A 24,684-nucleotide genomic window follows, 5' to 3' on the forward strand; every position below is an offset into this window, starting at 1 on the left:
TACTCTATCAGCTAAGTTCGCTGCGACACAAGGGTGCGCGCCGACAAAGCGCCGCCGTGCGGCAAGGCCGCCACACAAGTGACAAGCTGTCATTTACAGCGTTGAAACAGTCCCCCAGGCAAGCGTTCCACCCGGCCCGCCAGCTCCAGCGCCAGCAATTCGCCCATCAGCGTGCCCATGGCCAGGCCGCTGCGCGCGGCCAGGGTATCGGCATCGAGGGGATCGTGGCCCAGCGCGGCCAGCAGCGGCGGTTCATCTTCCACCGTTGGCGGCTCGTGGGGAGCGCCGCCCAGCCATTGCAGCTCTTGCAGCACGTCATCGGCCGACTCGACCAGCTTGGCGCCTTGCTTGATGAGCGCATGGCAACCCTTGGCCAACGTCGCATGGATGGAACCGGGCAAGGCATACACATCGCGCCCCTGCTCGCCCGCCAGGCGCGCCGTGATCAATGAACCCGATTGCGCGGCCGCCTCGATCACCAGCACGCCGCGCGCCAGTCCGCTGATCAGGCGATTGCGGCGCGGAAAGTTACCGGGCATGGCGGGTAAGCCCAGTGCGTACTCGCTGACGATGCAACCCTGTTCGGCGATTCTTTGCGCCAGATCAAGGTTACGTCGCGGGTACACCAGATCGGCGCCCGTGCCGATCACGGCCACCGTGCCGCCCGCGCCGCGCAAGCCGCCCTCGTGCGCGTGCGTGTCGATGCCCAGCGCCAGCCCGGAAATGATGCTCAAGCCTGTCGCGCTGAGGGCCTGCGCGAAGGCGGTCGCATTCTGCATGCCTTGCGCGCTGGCATTGCGGCTGCCGATGATGGCCACGCCGGGACGCGACAGCAATTCCGCCCGCCCCCGTACATATAACAACAGCGGCGGATCGGCGATTTCCAGCAACAGGGGCGGATACGCGGCATCGGCCAGCGTCAGCACGGCGTTGCCGGGCCGCTGCAGCCATTGCAGGGTGAGATCGAGCTGGCTGTTGGCCACCGGCTTGGGCGGCTGCACGATGGCGCGCGCCGCGCTGGCCGGCACCACTTCGCGCAGGGCCTCGAATGATGCGGCGAAGATGGCCGGCGGCAAGCCGAAGCGGGCCAGCAAGGCGCGCGCCGCCACCGGCCCCACGCCGGGCAGATGCTGCAGGCGCAGCCAGCCCGCCAGTTCCGTGGCCGTGTCTGCCATCGTGGCAAGTGCATACATGACAACCTCACTGTGTACTGTGCCATCCCATGCTAGCGCCATGGCGCGCACGCGATACCGACGCGCGCAAGAATGCGTGCAATGGCCGTGCAAAACGGTCCCTCCTCCACAGGAGCATGGGCGTCTGTGATAAAATTTCCCTTTGCAGCAAACGATTAGCGCACTGGCAAACGCATCTGCCGCGTCGTTGTGCCATGCGCGCCCAAGGCGTACACAACTAAAATAGCCCTGCCATCGTTCGCATGGCCCAGGCATGAATAATCCGGCGCACCGGCGCCCACCTTAACCAGTCGAATCCGTATGTCCATATTAAATATCCTGCGTTACCCCGATCCTCGCCTGCACACGATCGCCAAGCCCGTCACCGAATTTGACGCGCGCCTGCAAACCCTGATCGACGACATGGCTGAAACCATGTACGACGCCCCGGGCGTCGGCCTGGCCGCGTCGCAAGTGGACGAACATATCCAGATGATGGTGATCGACACCACCGAAGAGAAAAACCAGCTGCAAGTGTTCGTCAACCCGGAAATCACCTGGGCCAGCGAAGAAAAGCAGGTCTACGACGAAGGTTGTCTGTCCGTGCCTGGCGTCTACGACGGCGTCGAGCGCCCGGCCCGCATCAAGGTGCGCGCCCAGGACCGCCACGGCAAGCAGTTCGAACTGGAAGCCGATGGCTTGCTGGCCGTCTGCATCCAGCATGAGATGGATCACTTGCTGGGCAAGGTATTCGTCGAATACCTGTCGCCGCTCAAGCGCAACCGCATCAAGACCAAGATGATCAAGGAAATCCGTGGTCTCGAGCGCGAAGCGAGCTTGCGTGCACAGAACCGCCGTTTCTAAGCTACTGCTGATAGACTAAGCAGCAACAGTAGTCGTCTTACCACGCCAGCCTGGCGCCCTCGGGCGCGGGCCTGCGCACCTCACGTCAAGGAACCATATGAAAGTGATCTTCGCAGGCACGCCTGAATTTGCCGCCACGGCCCTGAAAGACTTGCACGAAGCGGGCTTTGAGATTCCGCTGGTGCTGACCCAGCCCGACCGCCCTGCCGGACGCGGCATGCAATTGCACGCCTCGGCCGTCAAGCAGTATGCCCAGCAGCACGGCATCGACGTGCTGCAGCCGCTGTCCCTGCGCATGGACAGCAAGGACCCGCAGCGCGCCGCCGAGGCAAAGGCGGCCCACGAACGCCTGCTGGCCACCGATTACGATGTCATGGTGGTGGCCGCCTATGGCTTGATCTTGCCGCGCAGCACCCTCGACCTCAAACCCTGCATCAATATCCACGGTTCCTTGCTGCCGCGCTGGCGCGGTGCGGCACCGATTCACCGCGCCATCGAAGCCGGTGACGATGAAACGGGCGTGACCATCATGCAGATGGAAGAAGGCCTCGATACGGGGCCCATGCTGGCCATCGAGCGCACGCCCATCGAAGCGGGCGACTCCACCGCCAGCCTGCACGACAAGCTGGCCACCCTGGGCGGCAAGATGATCGTCGAAACCCTGCGCAAGATGCAGCAGCAGCCGCTCGAAGCCGTGCCGCAGCCGGAAGCGGGCGTCACCTATGCGGCAAAAATCGCCAAGGAAGAAGCGGCGCTCGATTTCAGCTTGCCGGCGCTGGAACTGGGCCTGAAAATCCGCGCCTTCAATCCGTTTCCCGGCGCCTGCGGCCAGGTCGATGGCACCACCGTCAAGATCTGGGCCGCCGACGTGCTCGAAGCGGACAGCAAGGAAGCGCCAGGCCAGGTGCTGGCGGCCGACGCCCAGCACGGCATCGTCGTCGCTTGCGGCAATGGTTCCCTGCGCCTGACGGAACTGCAAAAACCGGGCGGCAAGCGCCTGCCTGCGGCCGAGTTCATCAAGGGCTTCCCCCTCGAAGGCAAACGCTTCGTTTAAGCCGGCAATCGCTACCGGCGGCACGCGCCCATGGACCAGCTGACCGCCTTGCGCGCCCTGCGCCACGTCGTGGAACTGGGCAGTTTCACGGCCGCGGGCGCCGCGCTGGGCATCTCCCACTCCATCGTCTCGCGCCAGATCCGCCAGCTGGAAAGCCAGCTGGGCGCACAGTTGCTCAACCGCACCACGCGCCGCTTCGCCCTGACGGCGGCCGGACAGGAATACTACCTGGCCAGCCGCGACATCCTCGACGCCCTCGATGCGGCCGACCGCGCCGTCGCCATGCACCAGGCGCAGCCGTCCGGCAGCCTGCGCATCAATGCGCCGATGGCTTTCGGCACGCTGGAACTGGCCGCCTGGCTGCCCGATTTTTCCCGCCAATACCCGCACATCCACATCGACCTCGTCTGCAATGACCGCATCGTCGACCTGATCGACGATGGCTTCGACGTGGCGTTGCGCCTGGCGCGCGGCTTGCCCGATTCCACCCTGGTGGCGCGCCAGCTGGCCAGCAGCCGCACGCTGGCCGTCGCCTCGCCCGCCTACCTGGCACGCCATGGCCATCCGGCCACGCCGCAAGAGCTGGCGCAGCACAATTGCCTGATGTACACATCCGGCGACAAGCCGGCGGAGTGGTCGTTCACGGATAGCGACGGCGCCGCGCACAAGGTGGCCGTGCGCGGCAGCCTGCAAGCCAATACCAGCGTCGCCCTGCGCGAAGCGGCCGTGGGCGGCATGGGGATTGCCGGCGCGGCCGCCTTCATCGTGCGCGACGCGCTGTGCAGCGGCCAGCTGGTGGAAGTGTTATCCGGCTACACCTTGCGGCCGCGCACCCTGTACGCGCTGTATCCGCACAGCCGCAAGCTGTCGCCGAAGGTCAGGGCCTTCATCGATTTTGCCGTGCAACACTATCAAGATCGCCGCTGGGATTGATCATGGCTGCTGCAGCGCCTTGCGCACGGCGCGGAACTGCTGCGTCAAGCCGCCGTAGCCCCAGGCCGCCTGGCGCGCGTCATGCACGTGGATATAGCTGACTTCATGCAAGGCGCCGAGATACTCCTGCATGGCGGCGAACACGGCGGCGATATACGCGGCCTTTTCCGCGGCCGTATTCGTTTCATCGCTGATCAGGATATCGAGGAAAAAACTGCTCTTGCCCTGGGCTTGCAGCGAGGGGCCGCCGACAAACCAGTGCGCCGCGTCGGCATGGCTGATCGCCACCGACGTCAATTCGGGCGCCTTGTGCAACAGCTGCGCCGTCAATTGGCTCAGGGTGGCGGCGATGGCGGCCGACTGGCGCGCATCGGGCGCGGTGGACAAACGCAGGTTCAGGATGGGCATGGGATGCTCCGCAAGTGGATGAAGACCCATTCTAGGCAGGCGGGATGAGAAAGGGCAGCTTCCGCCCGGCACAGGATCTGTGCAGTTTATGCACCAATGCCTGCGCGCATAAAAAAAGGGCTTGCCGCGGCAAGCCCTTGTTGCATCCGGCGTGACCGCTTAGCGGCGCTGGACGTTCATCAAGCGCGCGCGGACGGACGACGACAGGCTGACCTCGAAGCGGCCGCCGGCCGGCAAGGCGCTCACGTCGACGCTGGCACTGCCACCCGTCAAGCCGCTGGCGAGCACCGTCTTGCGGCCATCGGTCGCCACGTGCAGCACAGCCGCATACGGCTCCGCTTGCGCATCCCAGACCAGCGCCAGCTTGCCGCCGCTTTGCGTTATCTCAAAGCTGCCATCGTTGGCGGCCTTGCTGCGGCGAAGCGGGCGATCCAGGGTGGCCAACGCCTTGCCTTTTGACAATACTTTCACGTCGCTGATATCGCCAGGATTGGCGAAGCTGACGCGGAAGTGGCTCATGGCGCTGCCGCCATGGTCGGCCAGGCTCACGGCATCGAAGGGCAAGTCGATAGTCGCTCCGGACGCCGTCAAAATCCGCAAGGTGTACGCCTGGCCGCTGCCACTGGTGGCCGCGCCAACGCGCGTGGACGAGGCAACGGCCGGGCGCAAGGCCACGCCGCTCGGCGTGATGCGGCCGGAAATGGTCAGATAGCCGTTCTCGGCCACGGACATGCTGGTGGCCAGCACATTGCTGCCCGTAACTTGCGTGCTGCGTTTTTCCAGGAATTGCTGCACCCGCGCATAGCTGTAGTCGGAGAACCAGGCGCCGCTGCAATAGCTCATCACGTCTTTCATCGGCGTGCTGCCATACACTGCCTTGCTCAACTGACCGATGCTGCCTGCATAGTTGCTGTTGTACAGCGGTTGCGGGCCAAGATTGCCATTTGCATACGGGTAATCGGGAGCCGCATTGGCTGGACCGCCGCAGGCAACGTGCTGCAGCGAGTGGTTGTGGCCCAGTTCATGCACGAGCGTGGTCAGCCATTCAGGCCATTGGTTGCCGAAGGGATCGACCGAGGCGATGCTGTTGAACCTGGCATCCAGGCCAATGGCCGACGTGAAGTCGCTGCCGCTGCTGCGCTGGTTGATGTAGGCCAGGCCGGCGGCGCGGCTGGAGGACATTTTCGGCACAAAACCATAATAATAGGCGCCGCTGTCTTCCAGCGCGCGCTGGTTTTCCAGCTTGCCCAGGGTATCGCTCCACCAGCTGTCGGCCGTGCTGCTGCCTGGCATGCTCAGCGCAGCGCGCGTCGTGATGCTGATATTTTCCGTCGCATACGGGTACACGCGCAGCAGCGCGGCACGGATCACCTCGGCGTCAGGCAGTTGCGCCACGCCATCGTCGGTACTCAGGGGCACGAGCACCAGACGGATCCTGGCCAGGCTGGCCACCGTGGGCGCCGCTTCCTGGCTCACTTGCACGCCGTCATTGCCGACGGCCGTCACGCGCACGCGCACGCCGGGCAAGATCCACCCGGAGGGCAGGACGGCACTGAAATTGCCATTGAAACTGTCATCGTTCTTCGTTGTCGGCAAGAGCGCCGGTCCCGTCATCGCGATGCTGCCCAGGTTGCTGCCATTGGCAGACGTCGCATGCAAGGTGACAGCCGGGCTGGCCTGGCCCGCCTGCGTGGCCAGCACGGACACGCGCACGGCGGCCGGCTTGCCGCGCGTCAGGCGCAAGGCCGTATTGCTGGCGTTCAAATTCAATACTTGCGCGAAATCAATGCTGCCCAGGGTAAAGGCCGACACCGTGCCCGCATTCACGGCGATACGCGACGTGGCCGACAGCATCACGTTGCCCGTTGCCGCGGCTGGCGCGGACAGCAGCAGCTGGCTGGCACTGGCGCTGACGATGACGGCCGGCGTATTGCCCACCGAAGCCGAGCTGACCTGGTCGAGATTGCTGCCCTGCAGCGTCACCGATAAGGTCGCGCCGTTGACGGCCGACGTGATCGACGTCACCGCCACGCTGGCCAGGACCGTGTACGCGTCGCTGCTGGCGACATCGTTGTAGGGACCGCGCACCGTCAGCGCGCCGGTCGCGGCGCCCGCAGGCACTACCACCGTCACGCTGCTGGCCGTCTGGCTTTGCGGCGTTGCCGCCGCACCATTGCCAAACTGCACCGCCGTCACGGCGCCCATGCCGCCGCCCGTGATCGTCACGCTGGAACCGACACCGCCCGTCGCCGGTGCGACGCTGGCCACAGTCAAGGGCAGGTACACATTGACGTTATAGCTGGTGGCCGCCGTGCCGCTGGCGCTGACGAGACTCAAGGCGCCCGATACGGGCACGCCAGGCATGGCCAGCGTGACGCTGGTGTCGCTGGCGGCACTGGCGGTAACGCTCACGCCGCCCACCTGGAAAGCCGTCACGCGGCTCAGATTCGTGCCCGTGAGCACCAGGCTGCCACCGACGGCGACATTCGCCGCCGAGACGGCTGTCACGGCAGGAATCTGGACGGGCGTACCCGAAGTGGTCGCCACCACCGTGTCGCCCCCACCACCGCCGCCCCCGCCGCAAGCGGACAGGCCCAGCACGACAAACAATGCGACTAGCAGATGGTTTTTCATGGCTGGCAACCATGTTGATGCAGCGCGATGCCGGGGAGGACACGGGATAAATGTGACATATTGGTGACTTTTGGTGAGAATTTAATTTCGAAGAACCAATATTATGGGTTAATTCGATTCCTAAAGACAACTATTAATGCTTTTGATTCAATTGGTTTTGATAATAATTAAAATATCTTCTTGGCAAATTTTATTTTGAGCATTATTGGCTTCACTCTGTATTGGCTTAAATCAAAATTACTTTCCTTTGCAGCTATTGCCATTCAATTCATTAAAAAGATGCAGACATGGCGCAAATAATGTGGAAATTTTTCCACAGCCTAGAGATCATATCTTCCTGCCAACTTTGCTGGAAGAATTAACGTTTTGAGTAAGATTTTCAGGAATGTCATTTTCAGAAGCCGGCGTGGCGGAAGGCGATGTGTTGCAATGTGTTGCAACCACGCCTGCCGTGGGACGAACGGCCGCTTTTGCTTAAAACCAAAGCAGCCTGATGCCGTATAATTTTAGACCCGGTGAAATCAGGCGATTGCCACCTTCTGCCTGCCCTACCCGGCCGGCAACTCTCCGTCAGCTGATCCTGCTGGCCCGCATCCGCCTCGTACTGCCCTGTCGCCGCGCCGCCGCCCGTTTGCCTATTGAAAGCATGAAATGAACGATACCGTGATCCCCGCCATGTCCCCGACCGAAGCCACCTTGCGCGCCATTCTGGCGCAGCGGATCATGATTCTCGACGGCGCCATGGGCACGATCATCCAGCAATACAAGCTTGATGAAGAAGCGTATCGCGGCGGCCCCGCCGGCCGCTTCATCGATTTCACCGCGCCGGCCGACAGTGGCGCGCGCGAACTGTTCGTCAAGGGCAATAATGAGTTGCTGACCCTGACGCAGCCGCACATCATCCAGGAAATCCACGAGCGCTACCTGGCGGCCGGCGCCGACCTGATCGAAACGAATACCTTCGGCGCCACGACCATCGCGCAAGACGATTACCACATGGCCCACCTGGCCTATGAAATGAACGTGCAGGCGGCCAAGCTGGCGCGCGCCGCCTGCGATAAATATTCCACCCCGGACAAGCCGCGCTTTGTCGCCGGCGCCCTCGGGCCTACGCCGAAGACGGCGTCGATCTCGCCCGACGTCAACGACCCGGCCGCGCGCAACGTCAGCTTCGACCAGCTGGTGGCCGCCTACCTGCAGCAGACGCAGGGCCTGGTGGAAGGCGGCGCCGACGTGCTGCTGGTGGAAACCATTTTCGATACCTTGAACTGCAAGGCGGCCCTGTTCGCCATTGACCTGTTCTACGAGCAAAATCCTGGCGTCGTGCGCCTGCCTTTGATGATTTCCGGCACCGTCACGGATGCGTCGGGACGCATCTTGTCGGGCCAGACCGTGCCCGCCTTCTGGAATTCCGTGCGCCACGCAAAACCGCTGACCATCGGCCTGAACTGCGCACTGGGCGCCGCCCTGATGCGCCCGTACGCGGAAGAGCTGGCCAAGATCGCCGACACCTTCGTGTGCATCTACCCGAACGCGGGCTTGCCCAATCCCATGAGCGACACGGGCTTTGACGAGTTGCCAGCCGACACGTCCGCCCTGCTGCGCGAATTTGCCGACGCGGGCTTCCTGAACATGGCGGGCGGCTGCTGCGGCACCACGCCCGAGCACATCGCCGCCATCGGCGCATTGCTGTCGAAAAACACCCCGCGCACCGTGCCAGCCCCATCGCACGACTTGCGCCTGGCGGGCCTGGAGCCGTTCGTCGTCAATGACGAGTCGCTGTTCGTCAACGTGGGCGAGCGCACCAACGTCACGGGTTCCAAGGCGTTCGCACGCATGATTCTCAACGAGCAATACGACGAAGCCTTGTCAGTTGCCCGCCAGCAAGTGGAAAATGGTGCGCAAGTGATCGACATCAACATGGATGAAGCGATGCTCGATTCGCTGGCCGCCATGACGCGCTTTTTGAACCTGATCGCCTCGGAACCCGATATTTCGCGCGTGCCCATCATGGTCGACTCGTCGAAATGGTCGGTCATCGAAGCGGGCCTGAAATGCGTGCAGGGCAAGGCCATCGTCAATTCGATTTCCATGAAGGAAGGCGAAGAAGAATTCCTGCGCCAGGCGAAACTGTGCCGGCGCTATGGCGCGGCCGTGATCGTCATGGCCTTCGATGAAAAGGGCCAGGCCGACACCTTCGAGCGCAAGATCGAGATTTGCGCGCGCGCCTACCATTTATTGATCGATGCGCTCGACTTCCCGCCGGAAGACATCATTTTCGACCCGAACATCTTTGCCGTCGCCACCGGTATCGAAGAGCACAACAACTACGCCGTCGACTTCATCAACGCCACGCGCTGGATCAAGGAAAACTTGCCGTACGCGAAGATCTCGGGCGGCGTGTCGAACGTGTCGTTCAGTTTCCGTGGCAACGATCCCGCCCGCGAAGCCATCCACACGGTCTTCCTGTACCACGCCATCAAGGCCGGCATGACCATGGGCATCGTCAACGCCGGCATGGTGGGCGTGTACGACAACCTGGACCCGGAATTGCGCGAGCGCGTGGAAGACGTGGTGCTGAACCGCCGCGAAGACTCGACCGAACGCATGATCGAATTTGCCGGCACCCTGAAGGCGGGCGGCAAGGCCGAAGCGCAAACCCTGGCCTGGCGCGAGGGTACGGTGCAGGCGCGCCTGTCGCACGCGCTCGTGCATGGCATCACGCAATTCATCGTGGAAGACACGGAAGAAGCGCGCCAGGAGCTGCTGCACAATGGCGGGCGCCCGATCCACGTGATCGAGGGCCCGCTGATGGCGGGCATGGACGTGGTCGGCGACCTGTTTGGCCAGGGCAAGATGTTCCTGCCGCAAGTGGTGAAATCGGCGCGCGTGATGAAACAGGCCGTGGCCCACTTGATTCCGTTTATCGAGGAAGAAAAGCTGCTGGAAGAAAAGCGCACGGGCATCGTGGCCAAGCCGAAGGGCAAGATCATCATGGCGACCGTGAAAGGCGACGTGCATGACATCGGCAAGAACATCGTCACGGTAGTCTTGCAATGCAATAACTTCGAAGTGGTGAACATGGGCGTGATGGTGCCGTGCTCGGAAATCCTCGCGCGCGCCAAGGTGGAAAACGCCGACATCATCGGTCTGTCCGGCCTGATCACGCCGTCCCTGGAAGAAATGGCGTATGTCGCCAAGGAAATGCAGCGCGACGAACACTTCCGCATGCTCAAGATTCCCCTGCTGATCGGCGGCGCCACTACCAGCCGCGCCCACACGGCCGTGAAAATCGCGCATAACTACGAAGGCCCCGTCATCTACGTGCCGGACGCCTCGCGTTCCGTATCCGTGGCGCAGTCGCTCTTGACGCCGGAGCAGCGCGACAAGTACGTGGAAGACATCGAGCTCGACTACGCGCGCATCCGCGAACAGCACGCCAACAAGAAGGCCCTGCCCATCCTGCCGCTGGCGCAGGCCCGCGCCAACAAGATGGTCGTGCCCTTCGACGGCCCCTGCACGCCCGTGAAACCGAAGTTCATCGGCCGCCGCCTGTTTAAAAATGTCGACCTGGCAACGCTGGCCAACTATATCGACTGGGGCCCGTTCTTCCAGACCTGGGACCTGGCCGGCCCCTTCCCCGCCATTTTGACGGATGAAGTGGTGGGCGACGCGGCCACCAAGGTGTACGCGGAAGGCCAGGCCTTGCTGAAAAAGCTCATCGACGGACGCTGGCTGACGGCCAATGGCGTCGTGGCCTTGCTGCCAGCCAACAGCGTCAATGACGACGATATCGAGGTGTACACGGACGATACGCGCAGTAGCGTGGCGTTCACCTACTACGGCATGCGCCAGCAGGGCGTAAAACCCGTGGTCGACGGCGTGCAACGTCCGAACCAGTGCCTGGCCGACTTCATTGCGCCAAAGGCATCGGGCGTAAAGGATTACATCGGCATGTTCGCCGTCACGTCCGGCCTCGGCATTGAGAAATACGAGAAACGCTTCGAGGATGCGCACGACGATTACTCGTCCATCATGCTCAAATCGCTGGCCGACCGCCTGGCCGAAGCATTCGCCGAATACCTGCACGAGCGCGTGCGCAAAGATTTGTGGGGCTATGTGCCGGACGAGCACCTGGGCAACGATGACATGATCGCCGAGAAATATGTCGGCATCCGCCCGGCGCCAGGCTACCCGGCCTGCCCCGAGCACACGGTCAAGAAACAGATGTTCGAGGTCATGCAGGCCGAGGAAATCGGCATGCAGTTGACGGAATCGTACGCCATGTTCCCCGGCGCGGCCGTGTCCGGCTTCTATTTTGCCCACCCGGAGTCGAAATACTTCGTTGTCGGCAAGATCGGCATGGACCAGGTGGAAGACATGGCCAAGCGCCGTGGCGCCAATATCGAGGACGTGGAACGCTGGCTGGCGCCGAACCTGTCATAATATAAGCACAAGGCGCGCGGAACTTATCGCGCGCCGAAGCGCACTAACGCAGTATGCCGGCCGGCATGCTGCATGCCCGCTCCGGCCCGTTCCCAACTGGCAAGGAGGATATATGGCAACCAATTTCAAACTGAAACGCTGGCAGGATCAGGTGATCCTGTTGCTGGGCCTGTGGCTCGTCGTCTCGCCCTGGGCGTTTTCCTATCCCGAGGGTTCACCGCAGATGCTCAACGCCTTTGTCTCGGGCCTGGTGATCGCCGTGCTGGCCGCCTTCGACCTGTACAAGACCTATTTCTGGGCCGTCGTCGTCAACCTGCTGGTGGGCGTGTGGGTGGCGGCCTCGCCGTGGGTGCTGCGCATCGCCGAACAGCGCGTCGTCCTGTGGAACGAGCTGCTCGTCGGTATCGCCGTCGTCGTGCTGGCCCTGTGGGAACTGCGCACCGACCCCGAGCTGCACAAGCACTGGCCCAGCGCCGCGGCGTAGCGGCGTAAAAAAGCCCTGCCACGGCGTCGCCGTGCAGGGCTGTTTTTTTGGACGGGTCGCGTAGGTCGGATTAGCGCTTGCGCGTAATCCGACACCACAGTCATCGCCAACAATGTTGTCGGATTACGCGTGGCCTGGCGGCCGCGCTAATCCGACCTACAAAGCGTAGCGGACGACGTTATCGCTCCATTCATAGGCGGCCATTTCCAGCTCCACCAGGTCGTCTGGCGACATGGCCAGATCGCGCAGGGTTGGCACGATCTCGCCTTCCATGTCTTCGATGCGCTCGATGCATTCGGCCAGGCGCAGCAGGTCGCCGTAGAAGCCTTCGCGCGACAGCAGCGCTTCGGCCACTTCGTCGATCACTTCGATCTGGCTGAGGATTTCCGACATCGGCACGCCGAACAGGGTATCCATCAGGGACATGATGCCGACCGTAAAGGCGATATCGGCCGAATGGGCGTGATTGGGGCGCAATTTATGCGCCAGCAATTCCAGCAAACGGCCGCGCGTGGTGGCCAGCATCAGCAGCGGCGTCATGCTATGGCCGCGCTTGCTTGGTTCCGCATACAGCATGATTTGCAGCCAGCGCTGCAACTGGCGGCGGCCCAGCACGGTCACGGCCTGGCTCAGCGAATCGATGCGCTGGCGCGCGCCCACGGCCGGGGTATTGACCAGGCGCAACAGGTTCAAGGCCAGCGACACGTCGCGCTTGATGGCGCGCTCGATGTCCATATTGTCGGCGTCGGACGTCACCAGTGTCATCAGTTCCATGACGGCCAGTTGCGACGGCGACAGCTTCTTGCCCGTCATGATGGCGGGCTTGGCAAAGTAATAACCCTGGAAGTAATCGAAGCCCAGATCCAGGCCCGACTTGAATTCTTCGCGCGTCTCGACCTTTTCCGCCACCAGTTTCTTGTTTTCCTGCTTGAAACGGGGTGCCAGGGCTGCCAGTACTTTCGGATCGACCGTGCTCATGTCCATCTTGACGTATTGCACCAGCGGCAGCAATTCCTGCACTTGCGCCGTGTCGGAGACGACGTTTTCCAGCGCAAAGGTGAAGCCATGGCCCACCAGTTCGCTGATGCGCGCGCGCACTTCCGGCGTGACGGGCATCGATTCGACGATTTCCAGCACGACTTTTTCACGCGGCAGGAACACGAAGATGTCGCTCATGATCACGTCGGCGTCGACGTTGACGAAACCGAGCGCGTCGCCGATGACCTTTTCCATGCCCAGCTGGGAAGCGTGGGCGATGACGGACGCCGTGGCGGACAGATCGCTGGTAATGTTGGCGGGACCGACCGGAGCGTTGCGGAATAGCAACTCATAGCCAAACAGGGCTTGATTGCGGTCAAGGATAGGTTGTCGCCCCAGATAGAACTCGCGCACGCGCAAGGGTTTCGGGGTGATGTCGTTGCTGGAAATATCGATCATTAACTCTTCATCAATCACGTCGAGTGACACCGGCCGCGCCGCGCCCGCATCAAGGTTCACTATTGACAATACTTTAGCTGAATTCCGCCCGCGCTGTGGGTATTTTGGCAGCAATCCAGTTTATTGTCGTCAACAAATTAGGCCACTGGCATGTCTTGCACCATCCCGTCGACAAATAATTTCAATTCGCCCGGCGCAAACGCCGTCCATTGCTCATTCGTCGTCAGCGGCTGGGTAACGATCACGGCCACGCGGTCCTGGGGTGTCGTCACCTGGGAAAAGTCCACGCTCAGGTCTTCATCGGAGAGTTTAGCAGTTGGAAACGGATGTTGTCGCACCAGATAGTGCAAACTGGTCGAGCAATGGGCAAACAGCGCCTCGCCGCTCGACAGCATCATGTTGAAGGTGCCGTGGGCCGCGATGCTGGGCAACAACTCCGCCAGGGCGGCATGCAGTTGCGGCAAGGCCGGCGGGGCATCGCCAAAGCGCGCGTGCAGTTCCTGCAGCAGATAGCAGAAAGCCCGTTCGCTGTCCGTGCAACCGACGGGACGGTAGCTGCCCGTCAGCACGGGGTTGAAATCCTTCAAGTCGCCATTGTGGGCAAAGACCCAGTAGCGGCCCCACAGTTCGCGCACGAAGGGGTGGCAGTTTTCCAGCGCCACCTGGCCTTGCGTGGCCTTGCGGATATGCGCGATGACATTGCGCGACTTGATGGGGTAACGTTTGATCAGTTCGGCCACGGGCGAGGCGATGGCCGCCTGGTGGTCGACGAAATGGCGCACGCCGGCGCCTTCGAAAAAGGCGATGCCCCAGCCGTCATGGTGGGTATCGGTATGGCCGCCGCGCATGGCGAAGCCGGTAAAACTAAAGACAATGTCCGTGGGGACATTGCAATTCATTCCGAGAAGTTGGCACATGGTCTGTTTGCAGCTGGATAACACAACCACCATACCATGCCGTCAGACGGATTGGTATGGTGGCGATAGCCATCCGGTCAGTGCAACAGGACAGGCTGGCTCATGAGGGAATCATAGCTGCCCAAAAATTCATCGATCTCTTCCATGCTGGGTTCGCTGGCGATCAGCTCCGTGACGTCGCGGCGGAAGTTTTGCGCCAGGAGGCCGGCGATAAACGTCTCGCGTTTGCCCCCCTTGTCGACGATTTCATAGCCGCCAAAACGCAGGGCTTCCAGGTCGCCGTCGACGCCGAATTCCACGACGCTGTATTGTTCGCTGTTATAGATCAGGTTCATTTTGCATCCTTCGCTCAAGCAGGAGAAGCTCCTGCGGTGTCAGAACAGAGGTGGGGTTCACACGGCGCCATTTCAAGCGGCCATGCCACCCTGCGGGCTACAGAGTTGTAACGAGATGCAAACTGCGACTGCGGTAAGTCGATCGAAAAATCGTCAGGCAACGACGATATCTGCTTGCAGCGCCAGCAAGGTATCGTAGGGACTGGCGGTGAGCCAGGTGCGCAATTGTTCGATGTGCGTGGCGTCGGCCAGGCTGATGAACAAGTGCGCGGGTGGATGGCGCAGCAGACGATTCAATGTTACACGCAATACGAGATTGCCGCTGCAGCACAGGCAACCGGGTGCGATGCGCAACAGTTGCAAGAGAAATGATGGAGAAGGGGAAACTTGCTCGGCCAGGTCGGCCAGGATGGCGTTGCCGTCAGCCAATCCTTCCAGGATGACAGCACTCGCTTGCTGCGGCCGCAAGGCTTGCGCGATGGCCGCCTCGCGCCCGGCGGCGCGTCCACCGCTGACCAGGGTCAGCGGCGTCGGACGCCGCACGGCTGCCGTCACAGGCTTTTCTTGGCCAGCTTGCCCGGTTCGACGCCCAGCTGTTTCAGCTTGCGGTACAAATGGGTGCGCTCGAGGCCCGTTTTTTCCGCCACGCGGGTCATGCTGCCGCCTTCGCGTCCCAGGTGGTGTTCGAAATACATGCGCTCGAACGCGTCGCGCGCCTCGCGCAGGGGCAAGTCGAACGACAGGTTGTAGCCATGGCCTTCGGCCACCGCCGGGACGGCGATGCCTGGGCGCACCATCAGCTGTTGCGGCGCGCTGCCACCAAAGCTGGGCACGGGATGGCTGCTTTCCTCGGCCACCACGGGTGCCACGGGACGCGGCGCCACGCTCGGCGCGCGCACGGTTTCCTGTGCCCGCGTCAAGCCTTGCTGAACCGCTTTCAGCAGTTTTTGCAGGGCAATCGGTTTTTCCAGGAAGTTCATGGCGCCGATGCGCGTCGCCTCGACCGCCGTATCGATGGTGGCATGGCCCGACATCATGATCACGGGCATGGTCAGCAAGCCGTCGCGCTGCCATTCCTTGAGCAAGGTGACGCCATCGGTGTCGGGCATCCAGATATCCAGCAATACCAGATCCGGCGCACCGGCGGCACGCGCTTCGCGCGCCTGCTGCGCATTTTCGGCCAGCTGGATAGCATGTCCTTCGTCGCCCAAAATTTCCGAGAGCAACTCACGGATACCCATTTCATCATCCACTACGAGTATGTTTGCCATTCGTGTCTTGCCTTCCTCATTTCGCCGGCCGTCGCGCACAAGATGCACACGGCGGACAACTATGATTTTATTAGTGTTTTAAATACTAAACCAGACCCTCACGCCAGGAATTCCTGGGCAGGAGTGTCGGGAGCTAACTTTAACAGCAAAATGACCACCGAAGCGCCATTGCCGTCGACCCGGTTCTCGATATCGATGCGTCCGCCGTGTTCATCGATAATTTTCTTGACCATCGCCAGGCCCAATCCCGTGCCGCGCGCCTTCGACGTCACATAGGGCTCGAAGGCCCGCGCCAGGATTTTTGGCGCGAAACCAGGGCCATTGTCGCTGATGGCCAGCCGCACGGCGATATTCACGCCGCCGTCCGCACTGCGATAATGAATTGCTTCCGTCCTTACGTCAATCCGCGGATGCGGCGAGTCCGGCGGCAGGTCGGCCATGGCGTCCTGCGCGTTCTGCAGCAAGTTGTGGATCACCTGGCGCAACTGGGTCGGATCGCCCATCACCATCGGCAGGTTCGGCGCCAGCAGCGGGTGGATGATGTCGCCATCGTCACCGCGCAGGTACAGGTTCAGTATCTCTTCGATCAGCTCGTTCAAGCGCAGCGGCGTGAGCACGGCCGGCGGCGTGCGCGCATAGTCGCGGAAATCGTCGACCATGCGCTTCATCGCATCGACCTGCTTGACGATGGTGGTGGTGGCGCGGCTGAGCAGGTCGGCGTCCGGCTGCTCCAGCTTGCCTTCGAGCTTCATCTGCAGGCGCTCGGCCGACAGCTGGATCGGCGTGAGCGGATTCTTGATTTCATGCGCCAGGCGGCGCGCCACCTCGCCCCAGGCGATCGAGCGCTGCGCGGAAATCACGTCGGAAATATCATCGAAGACGACGATATAGCCGCTGCCGGACTCCAGCGGCAGGCGCGAACCGCGCGCCAGCAAGGTGATGTCATGCTCGTCGGCACTGCTGCCCAGGCGGCGCGGAATCTCGATCTGCCGCTGCCAGTGCAGGCGCTGCTGGTTGCGGCCCGACGCCGATTGCGCGCTTTGCGCCGTGAAGGCACTGATGATGGCGCCGCCAAATTCTTCCATTCCAGCAATATTCGCCAGCGGCTGGCCCACCATGCTCATGCCCGAATGCTGCAGGATGCGCTCGACGGATTCATTGCAGGTCACCAGTTTAAAGTCGCCGTCGAGCACCATCACGCCGGCCGACATGTTCGCCAGCACCGATTCCAGGTGGGCCTTGGCGTTTTGCAAGGCGGCGCGGTTGCTTTCCACGGCCGTGCGCGCATCGAGCAACTGGCGCGTCATGATGTTGAACGACTGCGTCAGGGTGCCCAGTTCATCCTTGGTGGCAACGATGGGGCGCGGCGACAGGTCGCCCTCGGCCACGGCGCGCGTGCCTTCGGCCAGCAGCAGCAGGGGCTGGGCCAGGTTGCCCGCGATCAGAAAAGCGCTGCCGATGGCGCCGAAAATGGCCAGCAGCAAGGTCAGGGTGAGGATTTCCATGTACATCTTGCGCAAGCCCACGCGCGCGACGAAACGTTCCTTGTATTCGCTGTAGGCGGCGCGCAGCACTTCGCCATTCGTCGCCAGCTTGGGCGGCACGGATTGCAGCAGTTGCAAATAGCGGGGCGAAACGGACGGTCCCGGCACGGCCACCAGCACGCGCAGGCGCAGGCTGGCCGCCGTTTCCAGCGACGCCGGCAGGCCCGAGCGGAAACCGCCGCCGCCCGACTCCGTGCCATCGTCGTGCAACTCCAGTCCGCCCTCGGCGGAGGCATAGCCGGCCGGCAAGGCCGCCTGCACCAGCATGGCTGGGGTCGGCAAGTCGGCCGCGCTGTGCGGCCCGGCGCTGGCCAGCAGCACGCCGTCGCCGCTGACGATCATGACGTTTTGCATACCCTCTTCGCGCAGCAGGCTGGTCAGCACGGCCGGGCCGGCCACCGGATCGGCGCCCAGTTCTTCGACGGCCTTGTGGCCCCGGTGGTCGAGCTCGACCAGGGCCGCATCGAGGCCGGCACGGCCCAGCTCAATCCCCGATTCCAGCGCCGCTTCGATCTTGACGTTGAACCACGATTCGATGGAGTGGGAGACAAATTGCACTGACACGAGGAAAATCACCAGGCCCGGCAGGATACCGACGGCAGCGAACAACATCACCAGGCGCGTCATCAGCTTGGAGCCGAACTTGCCGCTCTTGTAGCGCGCGTACAGGCGCGCCAGGGAAATACCCACCAGCGCCAGCAGGGACACGGCGACGGCCGCGTTCAGGCCCAGCAGCCAGGTGTAGTAACGGTCGAAAAAGCCGGAATTATCAGAAGCCGACGCCAGCAGGAACAGCAGGATACTGACAATGCCGCCGCCCACCACCAGCAGATAGCGCAATGCTTGACTCACTACTCCGCCGTATACAAGAAGGTTTTTTTATTCGAAGCCAGGCGCCAGTCGCTGTTATTGAAGGCATTGACCTGTATCGGCTTGGGCAGGTAGTCGCGGTCCATGCCCATGCGCAAGGTGACGTTATACGTCTGCCCCACTTTCAGCTCGCCGCGCCGCGCCACCAGCCAGCGGCTGGGACGGCGGATCAGGAACAGCGCATCGTCGAGCGTGGGGAAGCTCTGCTGCAAGCCGACGCCCGACACATGATACTGGCGCGTGAGCACGTTGTAGGACAGCTTGCTGGTCTGGCGCGCCACGATGGCTTTTTCATCGAACCAGTACCAGCGGGGCCGGGTCAGTTCGATTTCCGTCGTGAAATACAGCGGCACGCCATGCTGTACGGCATCATCGAGGTCGTGATTGAGCTCGAAGGAATACGTGGCGGCCAGCTTGTAGCCCTCTTCGCTCGACTCGATATAGGCACGGGTGATGTCGACCATGTCGGCGGCGTGCGCGCGTGGCATGGCACATGCCAGCATCAGCAGCAGGGCCAGGAGTCGGAAGAGTCGTGTTGTCACAAGTGTGCCGGTGTAGTCCGTAGGATAAGTATCGACGAATCGCTCAAGCCGCATTTTTTTGGAATAGCGCATAGAACAAACCGTCGTGGTCCTGCTCCGCGCTGCCAGTCGGCAACAGCTGGCCAGGCGCTGTCAATCGGGTCGCATTATTGCGTACCGCAAATGCCGCCGCCTGTGCCTCGGATTCTTGCGGCCACAATGAACATGTCACGAACAGCAATTTACCATCGGGGCGCAGCATCTGCCACAGGTTGTCCAGAATTTTGGAGGAAAGTGTTGCAAGTTGGAACGCATCACCCTTGCGGCGCAACCAGCGTATGTCCGGATGGCGGCGCACGATGCCCGAGGCCGTGCACGGCACGTCGGCCAGGATGCGGTCGTACTGCTGGCCGTCCCACCATGCGCTCGATTGCGCATCCTGCGCCTTCAGGGTAGCGTCCAGGCCCAGGCGTTCGAGGTTTTCCGCGATGCGCGGCAGGCGCTTGGCGTCCGCATCGATGGCCGTCACGTGCACGTCGGCCAGTTCCAGGATGTGGCACGTCTTGCCGCCGGGCGCCGCGCAGGCGTCCAGCACGCGCATGCCATCGTGCAAATCCAGCAGCGGTGCGGCCAATTGCGCCCCGGCATCTTGCACGGAAACGACGCCCTGCTCGAAGCCGGGAATCAAGGCCACGCCGATCGGCTTGTCCAAGCGCACGGCAAACGGTCCCACCTGGCGCGCGGCAATGCCCGCCTCCGCCAGCACGGCCAGGTACGCTTCGACCGTGCTCTTGCGGCGATTCACGCGCAAGGTCAAGGGCGGCACGGCATTGCCGGCCGTCAGGATGGCTTGCCAGTCGCGCGGATAGGCCAGGCGCAGCGAGTCGATCCACCACTGCGGATAATTCCATTGCGCCAACGGTTGCTGCAGTGCCGCTTCCAGCAAGGATTTGCGCTCGCGCAAGAAACGGCGCAAGACGGCATTGACCATGCCCTTGGCATGCGCCAGGTCAGGGTGCGAGGTGGCCACCGTGACAGCCTGGTCCACAACGGTAAATTCTTCGTACGGCTGTTCGCCCGGCTCGGCGGACATCAAGGACAGCGCGCAGCACAGCAGGGCAGCGAGCATCGGCGGCTCGGGCGCCTTCGACGTCATCAGGCCGACCAGGGTTTCGCTGCGGCCCAGCTGGCGCATGGTGCGGTAGGAAATATCCTGGATGGCGCCGCGCGCCTGCGGGCTGGCGTTCGATTGCGCAAACACCTTGGCCAGCGCCTGCGGCAAGGCCGTGCCCGTGCGCACTTGCGCCACGGCATTGGCTGCGCCCAGCAGGCAGAATGCCAGCGAGTCGGCGCGCAAATCGGGTTGGAAGCCTGGCTGCAAGACCGGTTTCAGGTCGGGATGGTAGCTGGGACGCAATTTCGGTGCGGCAGGCGCCTGGCCTGGCGCCGGCTTGGTTTTCAATTTCAGCGTGGGGCGCTTGTTCATAGTTATCCGGTGTGGCTGCGCGCGGCGGGCTGCATGGTGGCAAAGTCGCGGCCGCGCGTCATCAATAAAGGGTCGATTGTAGCGTTTGTGGCGCCCTCTGGCCCAAGCGATTGCAGCGATACCTGTAAATTGCGGCAAAAAACTGCATATATACAAGCAGAATGCGCCATGCTGATGTTTTCATGCACCAACATGGGCATGCTGTCCTGATAATATCGTGAAACGCGCCGGCACGGGCACACTGCCTGCCAGCGTATTGTTCCGGGCAGCAAACCAGTATAATTAACGCAGTCTGGGCGGCTTGGGTACTGGCCGTCCGTTTTGCTTTTCGATTCATTCTATTCATTCTTAACGCGGTTCCACCGCCATCCTGCTCATGCTCGCCCAACAGAAACAAGAAATCATCGCCCTGTTCCAGGCCGCCCTCGCTCCCGTCCTGGCCGGCACTACGCTAGCGCCTGCCGTGGTGCTCGAGCGACCACGCGATGCATCGCATGGCGACGTCGCCTGCAATATCGCCATGCAACTGGCCAAGCAGCTGAAACAGAATCCCCGTGAACTGGCGCAAACCATCGTGACGGCCGTGCTGGCCAATCCGGCCGGCAAGGGCCTGGTCGAGGCAGTGGAAATCGCCGGCCCCGGCTTCATCAACGTGCGCGTCTCCGCCGCCGCCAAGCAAGCCGTGGTGAAAACCATCCTGGGCGAGGCCGACGGCTATGGCCGCAGCACGGCAGGCGCCGGCAAGCAGGTCATCCTGGAATTCGTCTCGGCCAATCCGACCGGTCCGCTGCACGTGGGCCACGGCCGCCAGGCGGCGCTGGGCGACGCCCTGTCCTCGCTGTTCGACGCGCAAGGGTATAAAGTCACGCGCGAGTTCTACTACAACGACGCGGGCGTGCAGATCCAGACCCTGGCCAATTCCGTGCAGGCGCGCGCGCGCGGCTTCAAGCCCGGCGATGCCGAATGGCCCGAGTCCGCCTACAACGGCGACTACATCGCCGATATCGCCAACGATTTCAAGGCCGGCAAGACCGTCTCGGCCAGCGATGGCCAGCCAGCTTCGGCCAATGGCAACGTGGAAGACATCGATTCGATCCGCCCGTTCGCCGTTACCTACCTGCGCAACGAGCAGGACATCGACTTGCAGGCGTTTGGCGTGAAGTTCGACAATTACTACCTGGAATCGTCGCTGTACGCGGACGGCAAGGTCAATAGCGCGGTGGAAACCCTGATCAAGGCGGGCCACACCTACGAGCAGGATGGCGCGCTGTGGCTGCGTACCACCGACTTCGGCGACGACAAGGACCGCGTCATGCGCAAGACGGATGGCACCTACACGTATTTCGTGCCGGACGTGGCGTACCACCTGGTGAAATGGCAGCGCGGCTTCGTGCAGGCCATCAATATCCAGGGCAGCGACCACCACGGCACCATCGCGCGCGTGCGCGCCGGCCTGCAGGCGGTCGACATGGGCATCCCGCAAGGCTACCCTGACTACGTGCTGCACAAGATGGTCACCGTCATGAAGGACGGCGAAGAAGTCAAGATTTCGAAGCGCGCCGGCTCCTACGTGACCGTGCGCGACCTGATCGAATGGTCGGGCGGCGGCGACATCGCCAAGGGCCGCGACGCCGTGCGCTTCTTCCTGATCTCGCGCAAGGCCGACACGGAATTCGTCTTTGACGTCGACGTGGCGTTGAAAACCACCGATGAAAACCCGGTCTATTACGTGCAGTACGCGCATGCGCGCATCTGCCGCATCCTGGAAAACTGGGGCGGCGATGCAAGCACGGTCGCCAACGTCGACCTTTCCCCGCTGACGGCACCGACCGAAGCGACCCTGCTGGCGACCCTGGCCGCCTATCCGGAAATGCTGGCGCGCGCGCAAGCCGAACTGGGACCGCATCAAGTCGCCTTCTACCTGCGCGACCTGGCCGCCAACCTGCACAGCTTCTACTTCGCCGAAAAAGTGCTGGTCGAGGACGAAGCCGTCAAGATGGCTCGCCTGGCCCTCGTCATCGCCGCGCGCCAGGTACTGCGCAACGGCCTGGCACTGATCGGCGTGTCCGCGCCAAACAAAATGTAATCGCGAAGGTCAAACCGTCAATGAATCACGCTTCCCGTTTCTCTTCGACCCGGCGCCAGCAGGGCAATACCCTGGTCGGCATCATCATCGGCCTGGTCATCGGCCTGGGCATCGCCGTGGTGGTCGCCCTGGTGATCACCAAGGGCGCCTCGCCCTTCACCGACAAATCGGGCAAGGCCGGCAAATCGGCCGAACCGACGGCCGGCCAGATCGCCGACCCGAACAAGCCGATGTACGGCAACAAGGAAGCGGCCAAGGAAGCGGCGCGCGACTTCTCCAAGGAGCCGCGCGAGATCGTCACGCCGACGCAGCCAGCCGCACCGGCACCGGCGCCAGCGCAGCAGCCAAAGGCGCCGCCGCCGGACGCGCTGCAGGAATTGATCGGTACATTGAAGGACAAACCGGCGCCGAAAACGCCGGCGGCAGCACCAGCGCCGCAAGCCAAGGCCGACGTGAAAGAGGCCAAGGCCGATGCAGCCAGCGACAAATGGATTTATTATCTGCAGGCCGGCGCCTTCCACGACATGTCGGACGCCGAAAGCACGCGCGGCAAACTGGCGCTGCTCGGCTTCGAAGCGGCCATCAGCGACCGCAGCACCGACGCCGGCGTGCTGCACCGCGTGCGCATCGGGCCGTTCAACCAGCTCGAAGCGATGAACCGCGCGCGCACCAAACTGTCTGAAAACGGTATTGATGTCGCCGTCGTCCGCAACCAAAAATAAGGAACCAGCATGCGTTTTCTGAAGAATATCCTGATCGCCGCCGCCCTGTGCACCGCCGCCATGGGCGTATCGGCCTCGCCGGCCGAGCCGAAAAACGGCGTCGAATACGAAACCCTGCCCACGCCGCAGGCGACGGAAGCGGGCAAGAAAATCGAAGTGACGGAATTCTTCGCCTATTACTGCCCGCATTGCAACGTGCTCGAACCGCAACTGGCGGCCTGGGTCAAGAAACAGGGCGACAACATCGTCTTCAAGCGCGTGCACGTGTCGCGCGATGACAGCGTGGCGCCGCAGCAGCGCTTGTTCTTCACCCTGCAAGCCATGGGCCTGGTCGACAAGCTGCACACCGGCGTCTTCCACGCCATGCACGTGGAACGCAACCGCCTGAACACCGATGACGCCGTCTTCGACTTCGTCGCCAAGCAGGGCGTGGACCGCCAGAAATTCATCGACACCTACCGTTCGATGGGGGTCTCGGCCCGCGTGCGCCGCGCAGACGCCATGATGCAAGGCTATAACGTAACGTTCTGGCCCATGATCGCCATCGATGGCCGCTACATCACTTCCCCTTCGCAGGCCGATCAGGGCAGCAAGTCGGCCAAGAACGAAGAGCAGCTGAACGCCCAGGCGCTCAGCGTGATGGACGTGCTGGTCGCGAAAGCCAAAGCGGAAAAGAAATAAGCATGGCCACTTCCCTGGCGCGCCCGGGCATCGCCTGATGCAACGCGTGCTTTACAGCGTATTCATCACGGGCGCGTCGAGCGGACTGGGCGCCGCTCTGGCGCTGCAGTACGCGCGCCAGGGCGCCCATCTGGGCTTGCTGGCCCGCCGCGGCGACACCCTGCAGCAACTGATCGCCTCCCTGCCCCACCCTGAACGCCACCGCGCCTACGCAGTCGATGTGTGCGACCACGCCGCCCTGAAAAGCGCGGCCGGCGACTTCATCGCCCATGCGGGCGGCATCGATGTCGTCATCGCCAGCGCCGGCGTGTCGTACGGTACCCTGAGCGAACACGCGGAAGACCTCGACGCCTTCGCGCGCCTCATCGCCATCAACGTCACGGCCACCGTCGCCACCTTCGCGCCCTTCATCGCCGCCATGAAAAGCCAGGGCAGCGGACGCCTGGTGGGCATCGGCAGCGTGGCCGGCATCCGCGGCCTGCCCGGCGCCGAAGCCTACAGCGCCTCGAAGGCGGCCGTCATCAGCTACTGCGAATCGCTGCGCCTGGAACTGAAACCGGCTGGTATCAAGGTCGTCACCATCACGCCCGGCTACATCGACACGCCGATGACGCGCCACAATGCCTACCGCATGCCCTTCCTGATGCCGGCCGAAAAATTCGCCGTGCGCGCCGCGCGCGCCATCGCCGACGGCGACAGCTATCGCGTGATCCCGTGGCAGATGGGCGTCGTCGCCAAGCTGCTGCGCGCGCTGCCCAATGCCGTCTACGACCGGGCCTTCGCGAATGCGCCGCACAAGGCGCGCAACTGAACCGACCA

The 24,684-nt window shown here is 62.8% G+C and carries 20 protein-coding genes; 9 read left to right on the forward strand and 11 right to left on the reverse strand.

The window, feature by feature from the left end:
• Positions 1 to 89 precede the first annotated feature (89 nt).
• Positions 90 to 1,193 (reverse strand): DNA-processing protein DprA, encoded by a 1,104-nt coding sequence (gene dprA / locus CSQ93_RS22550; protein WP_099379961.1) that lies wholly within the window; start codon positions 1,191 to 1,193, stop codon positions 90 to 92.
• 300 nt (positions 1,194 to 1,493) lie between these two features.
• Here dprA and def point away from each other — a divergent pair, with 300 nt between their 5' ends.
• The 3 genes from def (at position 1,494) to CSQ93_RS22565 (ending at position 4,023) form a co-directional block, all read left to right on the forward strand.
• Positions 1,494 to 2,036 carry a peptide deformylase gene (gene def, locus CSQ93_RS22555; RefSeq protein ID WP_099379962.1) on the forward strand — a complete coding sequence of 181 codons (543 nt, stop codon included), beginning with the start codon at positions 1,494 to 1,496 and terminating at the stop codon, positions 2,034 to 2,036.
• A 97-nt stretch (positions 2,037 to 2,133) separates the two neighbouring features.
• Complete coding sequence (fmt, locus tag CSQ93_RS22560) at positions 2,134 to 3,090, forward strand: methionyl-tRNA formyltransferase (RefSeq protein WP_099379963.1); 957 nt, start codon at positions 2,134 to 2,136, stop codon at positions 3,088 to 3,090.
• Positions 3,091 to 3,120: 30 nt separating this feature from the next.
• A complete protein-coding gene (locus CSQ93_RS22565; protein ID WP_099379964.1) occupies positions 3,121 to 4,023 on the forward strand; it encodes a LysR family transcriptional regulator in 903 nt (300 codons plus the stop codon).
• Here CSQ93_RS22565 and CSQ93_RS22570 read toward each other — a convergent pair whose 3' ends face one another.
• Both CSQ93_RS22570 and CSQ93_RS22575 read right to left on the reverse strand, forming a co-directional pair.
• A complete protein-coding gene (locus CSQ93_RS22570; RefSeq protein ID WP_099379965.1) occupies positions 4,024 to 4,431 on the reverse strand; it encodes a tautomerase family protein in 408 nt (135 codons plus the stop codon).
• A gap of 159 nt (positions 4,432 to 4,590) precedes the next feature.
• Positions 4,591 to 7,065, reverse strand: a complete 2,475-nt coding sequence (locus CSQ93_RS22575; protein ID WP_158301324.1) for an IPT/TIG domain-containing protein — start codon at positions 7,063 to 7,065, stop codon at positions 4,591 to 4,593.
• A 651-nt stretch (positions 7,066 to 7,716) separates the two neighbouring features.
• Here CSQ93_RS22575 and metH point away from each other — a divergent pair.
• Positions 7,717 to 11,511 carry a methionine synthase gene (metH, locus tag CSQ93_RS22580; protein WP_233516301.1) on the forward strand — a complete coding sequence of 1,265 codons (3,795 nt, stop codon included), beginning with the start codon at positions 7,717 to 7,719 and terminating at the stop codon, positions 11,509 to 11,511.
• A 112-nt stretch (positions 11,512 to 11,623) separates the two neighbouring features.
• Positions 11,624 to 11,995 (forward strand): SPW repeat protein, encoded by a 372-nt coding sequence (locus CSQ93_RS22585; RefSeq protein ID WP_099379967.1) that lies wholly within the window; start codon positions 11,624 to 11,626, stop codon positions 11,993 to 11,995.
• Between the two features lie 156 nt (positions 11,996 to 12,151).
• Here the strand turns inward: CSQ93_RS22585 and CSQ93_RS22590 are convergent, their stop codons facing one another.
• The 8 genes from CSQ93_RS22590 to rsmB form a co-directional block, all read right to left on the reverse strand.
• The gene (locus CSQ93_RS22590; RefSeq protein ID WP_035824533.1) at positions 12,152 to 13,432 is read right to left on the reverse strand and encodes an EAL and HDOD domain-containing protein; all 1,281 of its coding nucleotides are present in this window, start codon (positions 13,430 to 13,432) and stop codon (positions 12,152 to 12,154) included.
• 137 nt (positions 13,433 to 13,569) lie between these two features.
• Positions 13,570 to 14,349 carry a class II glutamine amidotransferase gene (locus CSQ93_RS22595; protein WP_099379968.1) on the reverse strand — a complete coding sequence of 260 codons (780 nt, stop codon included), beginning with the start codon at positions 14,347 to 14,349 and terminating at the stop codon, positions 13,570 to 13,572.
• A 77-nt stretch (positions 14,350 to 14,426) separates the two neighbouring features.
• Complete coding sequence (locus CSQ93_RS22600) at positions 14,427 to 14,684, reverse strand: BTH_I0359 family protein (RefSeq protein ID WP_099379969.1); 258 nt, start codon at positions 14,682 to 14,684, stop codon at positions 14,427 to 14,429.
• 153 nt (positions 14,685 to 14,837) lie between these two features.
• Positions 14,838 to 15,239, reverse strand: a complete 402-nt coding sequence (locus CSQ93_RS22605; protein WP_099379970.1) for a GTPase — start codon at positions 15,237 to 15,239, stop codon at positions 14,838 to 14,840.
• Entirely contained in the window at positions 15,236 to 15,955 is a 720-nt protein-coding gene (locus CSQ93_RS22610; RefSeq protein WP_034784724.1) for a response regulator, read from the reverse strand. The genes CSQ93_RS22605 and CSQ93_RS22610 overlap by 4 nt, the downstream gene beginning before the upstream one ends.
• Before the next feature lie 98 nt (positions 15,956 to 16,053).
• Positions 16,054 to 18,351 carry a sensor histidine kinase gene (locus tag CSQ93_RS22615; protein ID WP_099379971.1) on the reverse strand — a complete coding sequence of 766 codons (2,298 nt, stop codon included), beginning with the start codon at positions 18,349 to 18,351 and terminating at the stop codon, positions 16,054 to 16,056.
• Entirely contained in the window at positions 18,351 to 18,857 is a 507-nt protein-coding gene (locus CSQ93_RS22620; protein WP_233516302.1) for a DUF4390 domain-containing protein, read from the reverse strand. The genes CSQ93_RS22615 and CSQ93_RS22620 overlap by 1 nt, the downstream gene beginning before the upstream one ends.
• A 97-nt stretch (positions 18,858 to 18,954) precedes the next feature.
• Positions 18,955 to 20,376: a 16S rRNA (cytosine(967)-C(5))-methyltransferase RsmB gene (gene rsmB, locus CSQ93_RS22625; RefSeq protein ID WP_099379973.1), complete on the reverse strand. Its 1,422-nt coding sequence runs from the start codon at positions 20,374 to 20,376 to the stop codon at positions 18,955 to 18,957.
• Positions 20,377 to 20,752: 376 nt separating this feature from the next.
• On the opposite strand from rsmB, the gene argS reads away from it, so the two are divergent.
• From argS to CSQ93_RS22645, 4 genes are read left to right on the forward strand one after another with little or no spacing between them, the layout of a single operon-like run.
• Positions 20,753 to 22,462, forward strand: a complete 1,710-nt coding sequence (argS, locus tag CSQ93_RS22630; protein ID WP_099379974.1) for an arginine--tRNA ligase — start codon at positions 20,753 to 20,755, stop codon at positions 22,460 to 22,462.
• Positions 22,463 to 22,482: 20 nt separating this feature from the next.
• Complete coding sequence (locus CSQ93_RS22635) at positions 22,483 to 23,184, forward strand: SPOR domain-containing protein (RefSeq protein ID WP_099379975.1); 702 nt, start codon at positions 22,483 to 22,485, stop codon at positions 23,182 to 23,184.
• 9 nt (positions 23,185 to 23,193) lie between these two features.
• Positions 23,194 to 23,865, forward strand: coding sequence for a thiol:disulfide interchange protein DsbA/DsbL (locus CSQ93_RS22640; RefSeq protein WP_099379976.1), 672 nt, complete (start codon positions 23,194 to 23,196; stop codon positions 23,863 to 23,865).
• Between the two features lie 37 nt (positions 23,866 to 23,902).
• Complete coding sequence (locus CSQ93_RS22645) at positions 23,903 to 24,676, forward strand: SDR family oxidoreductase (protein ID WP_099379977.1); 774 nt, start codon at positions 23,903 to 23,905, stop codon at positions 24,674 to 24,676.
• Positions 24,677 to 24,684: the final 8 nt, after the last annotated feature.

This window comes from Janthinobacterium sp. BJB426, assembly GCF_002735705.1.
GTDB lineage: Bacteria > Pseudomonadota > Gammaproteobacteria > Burkholderiales > Burkholderiaceae_D > Janthinobacterium.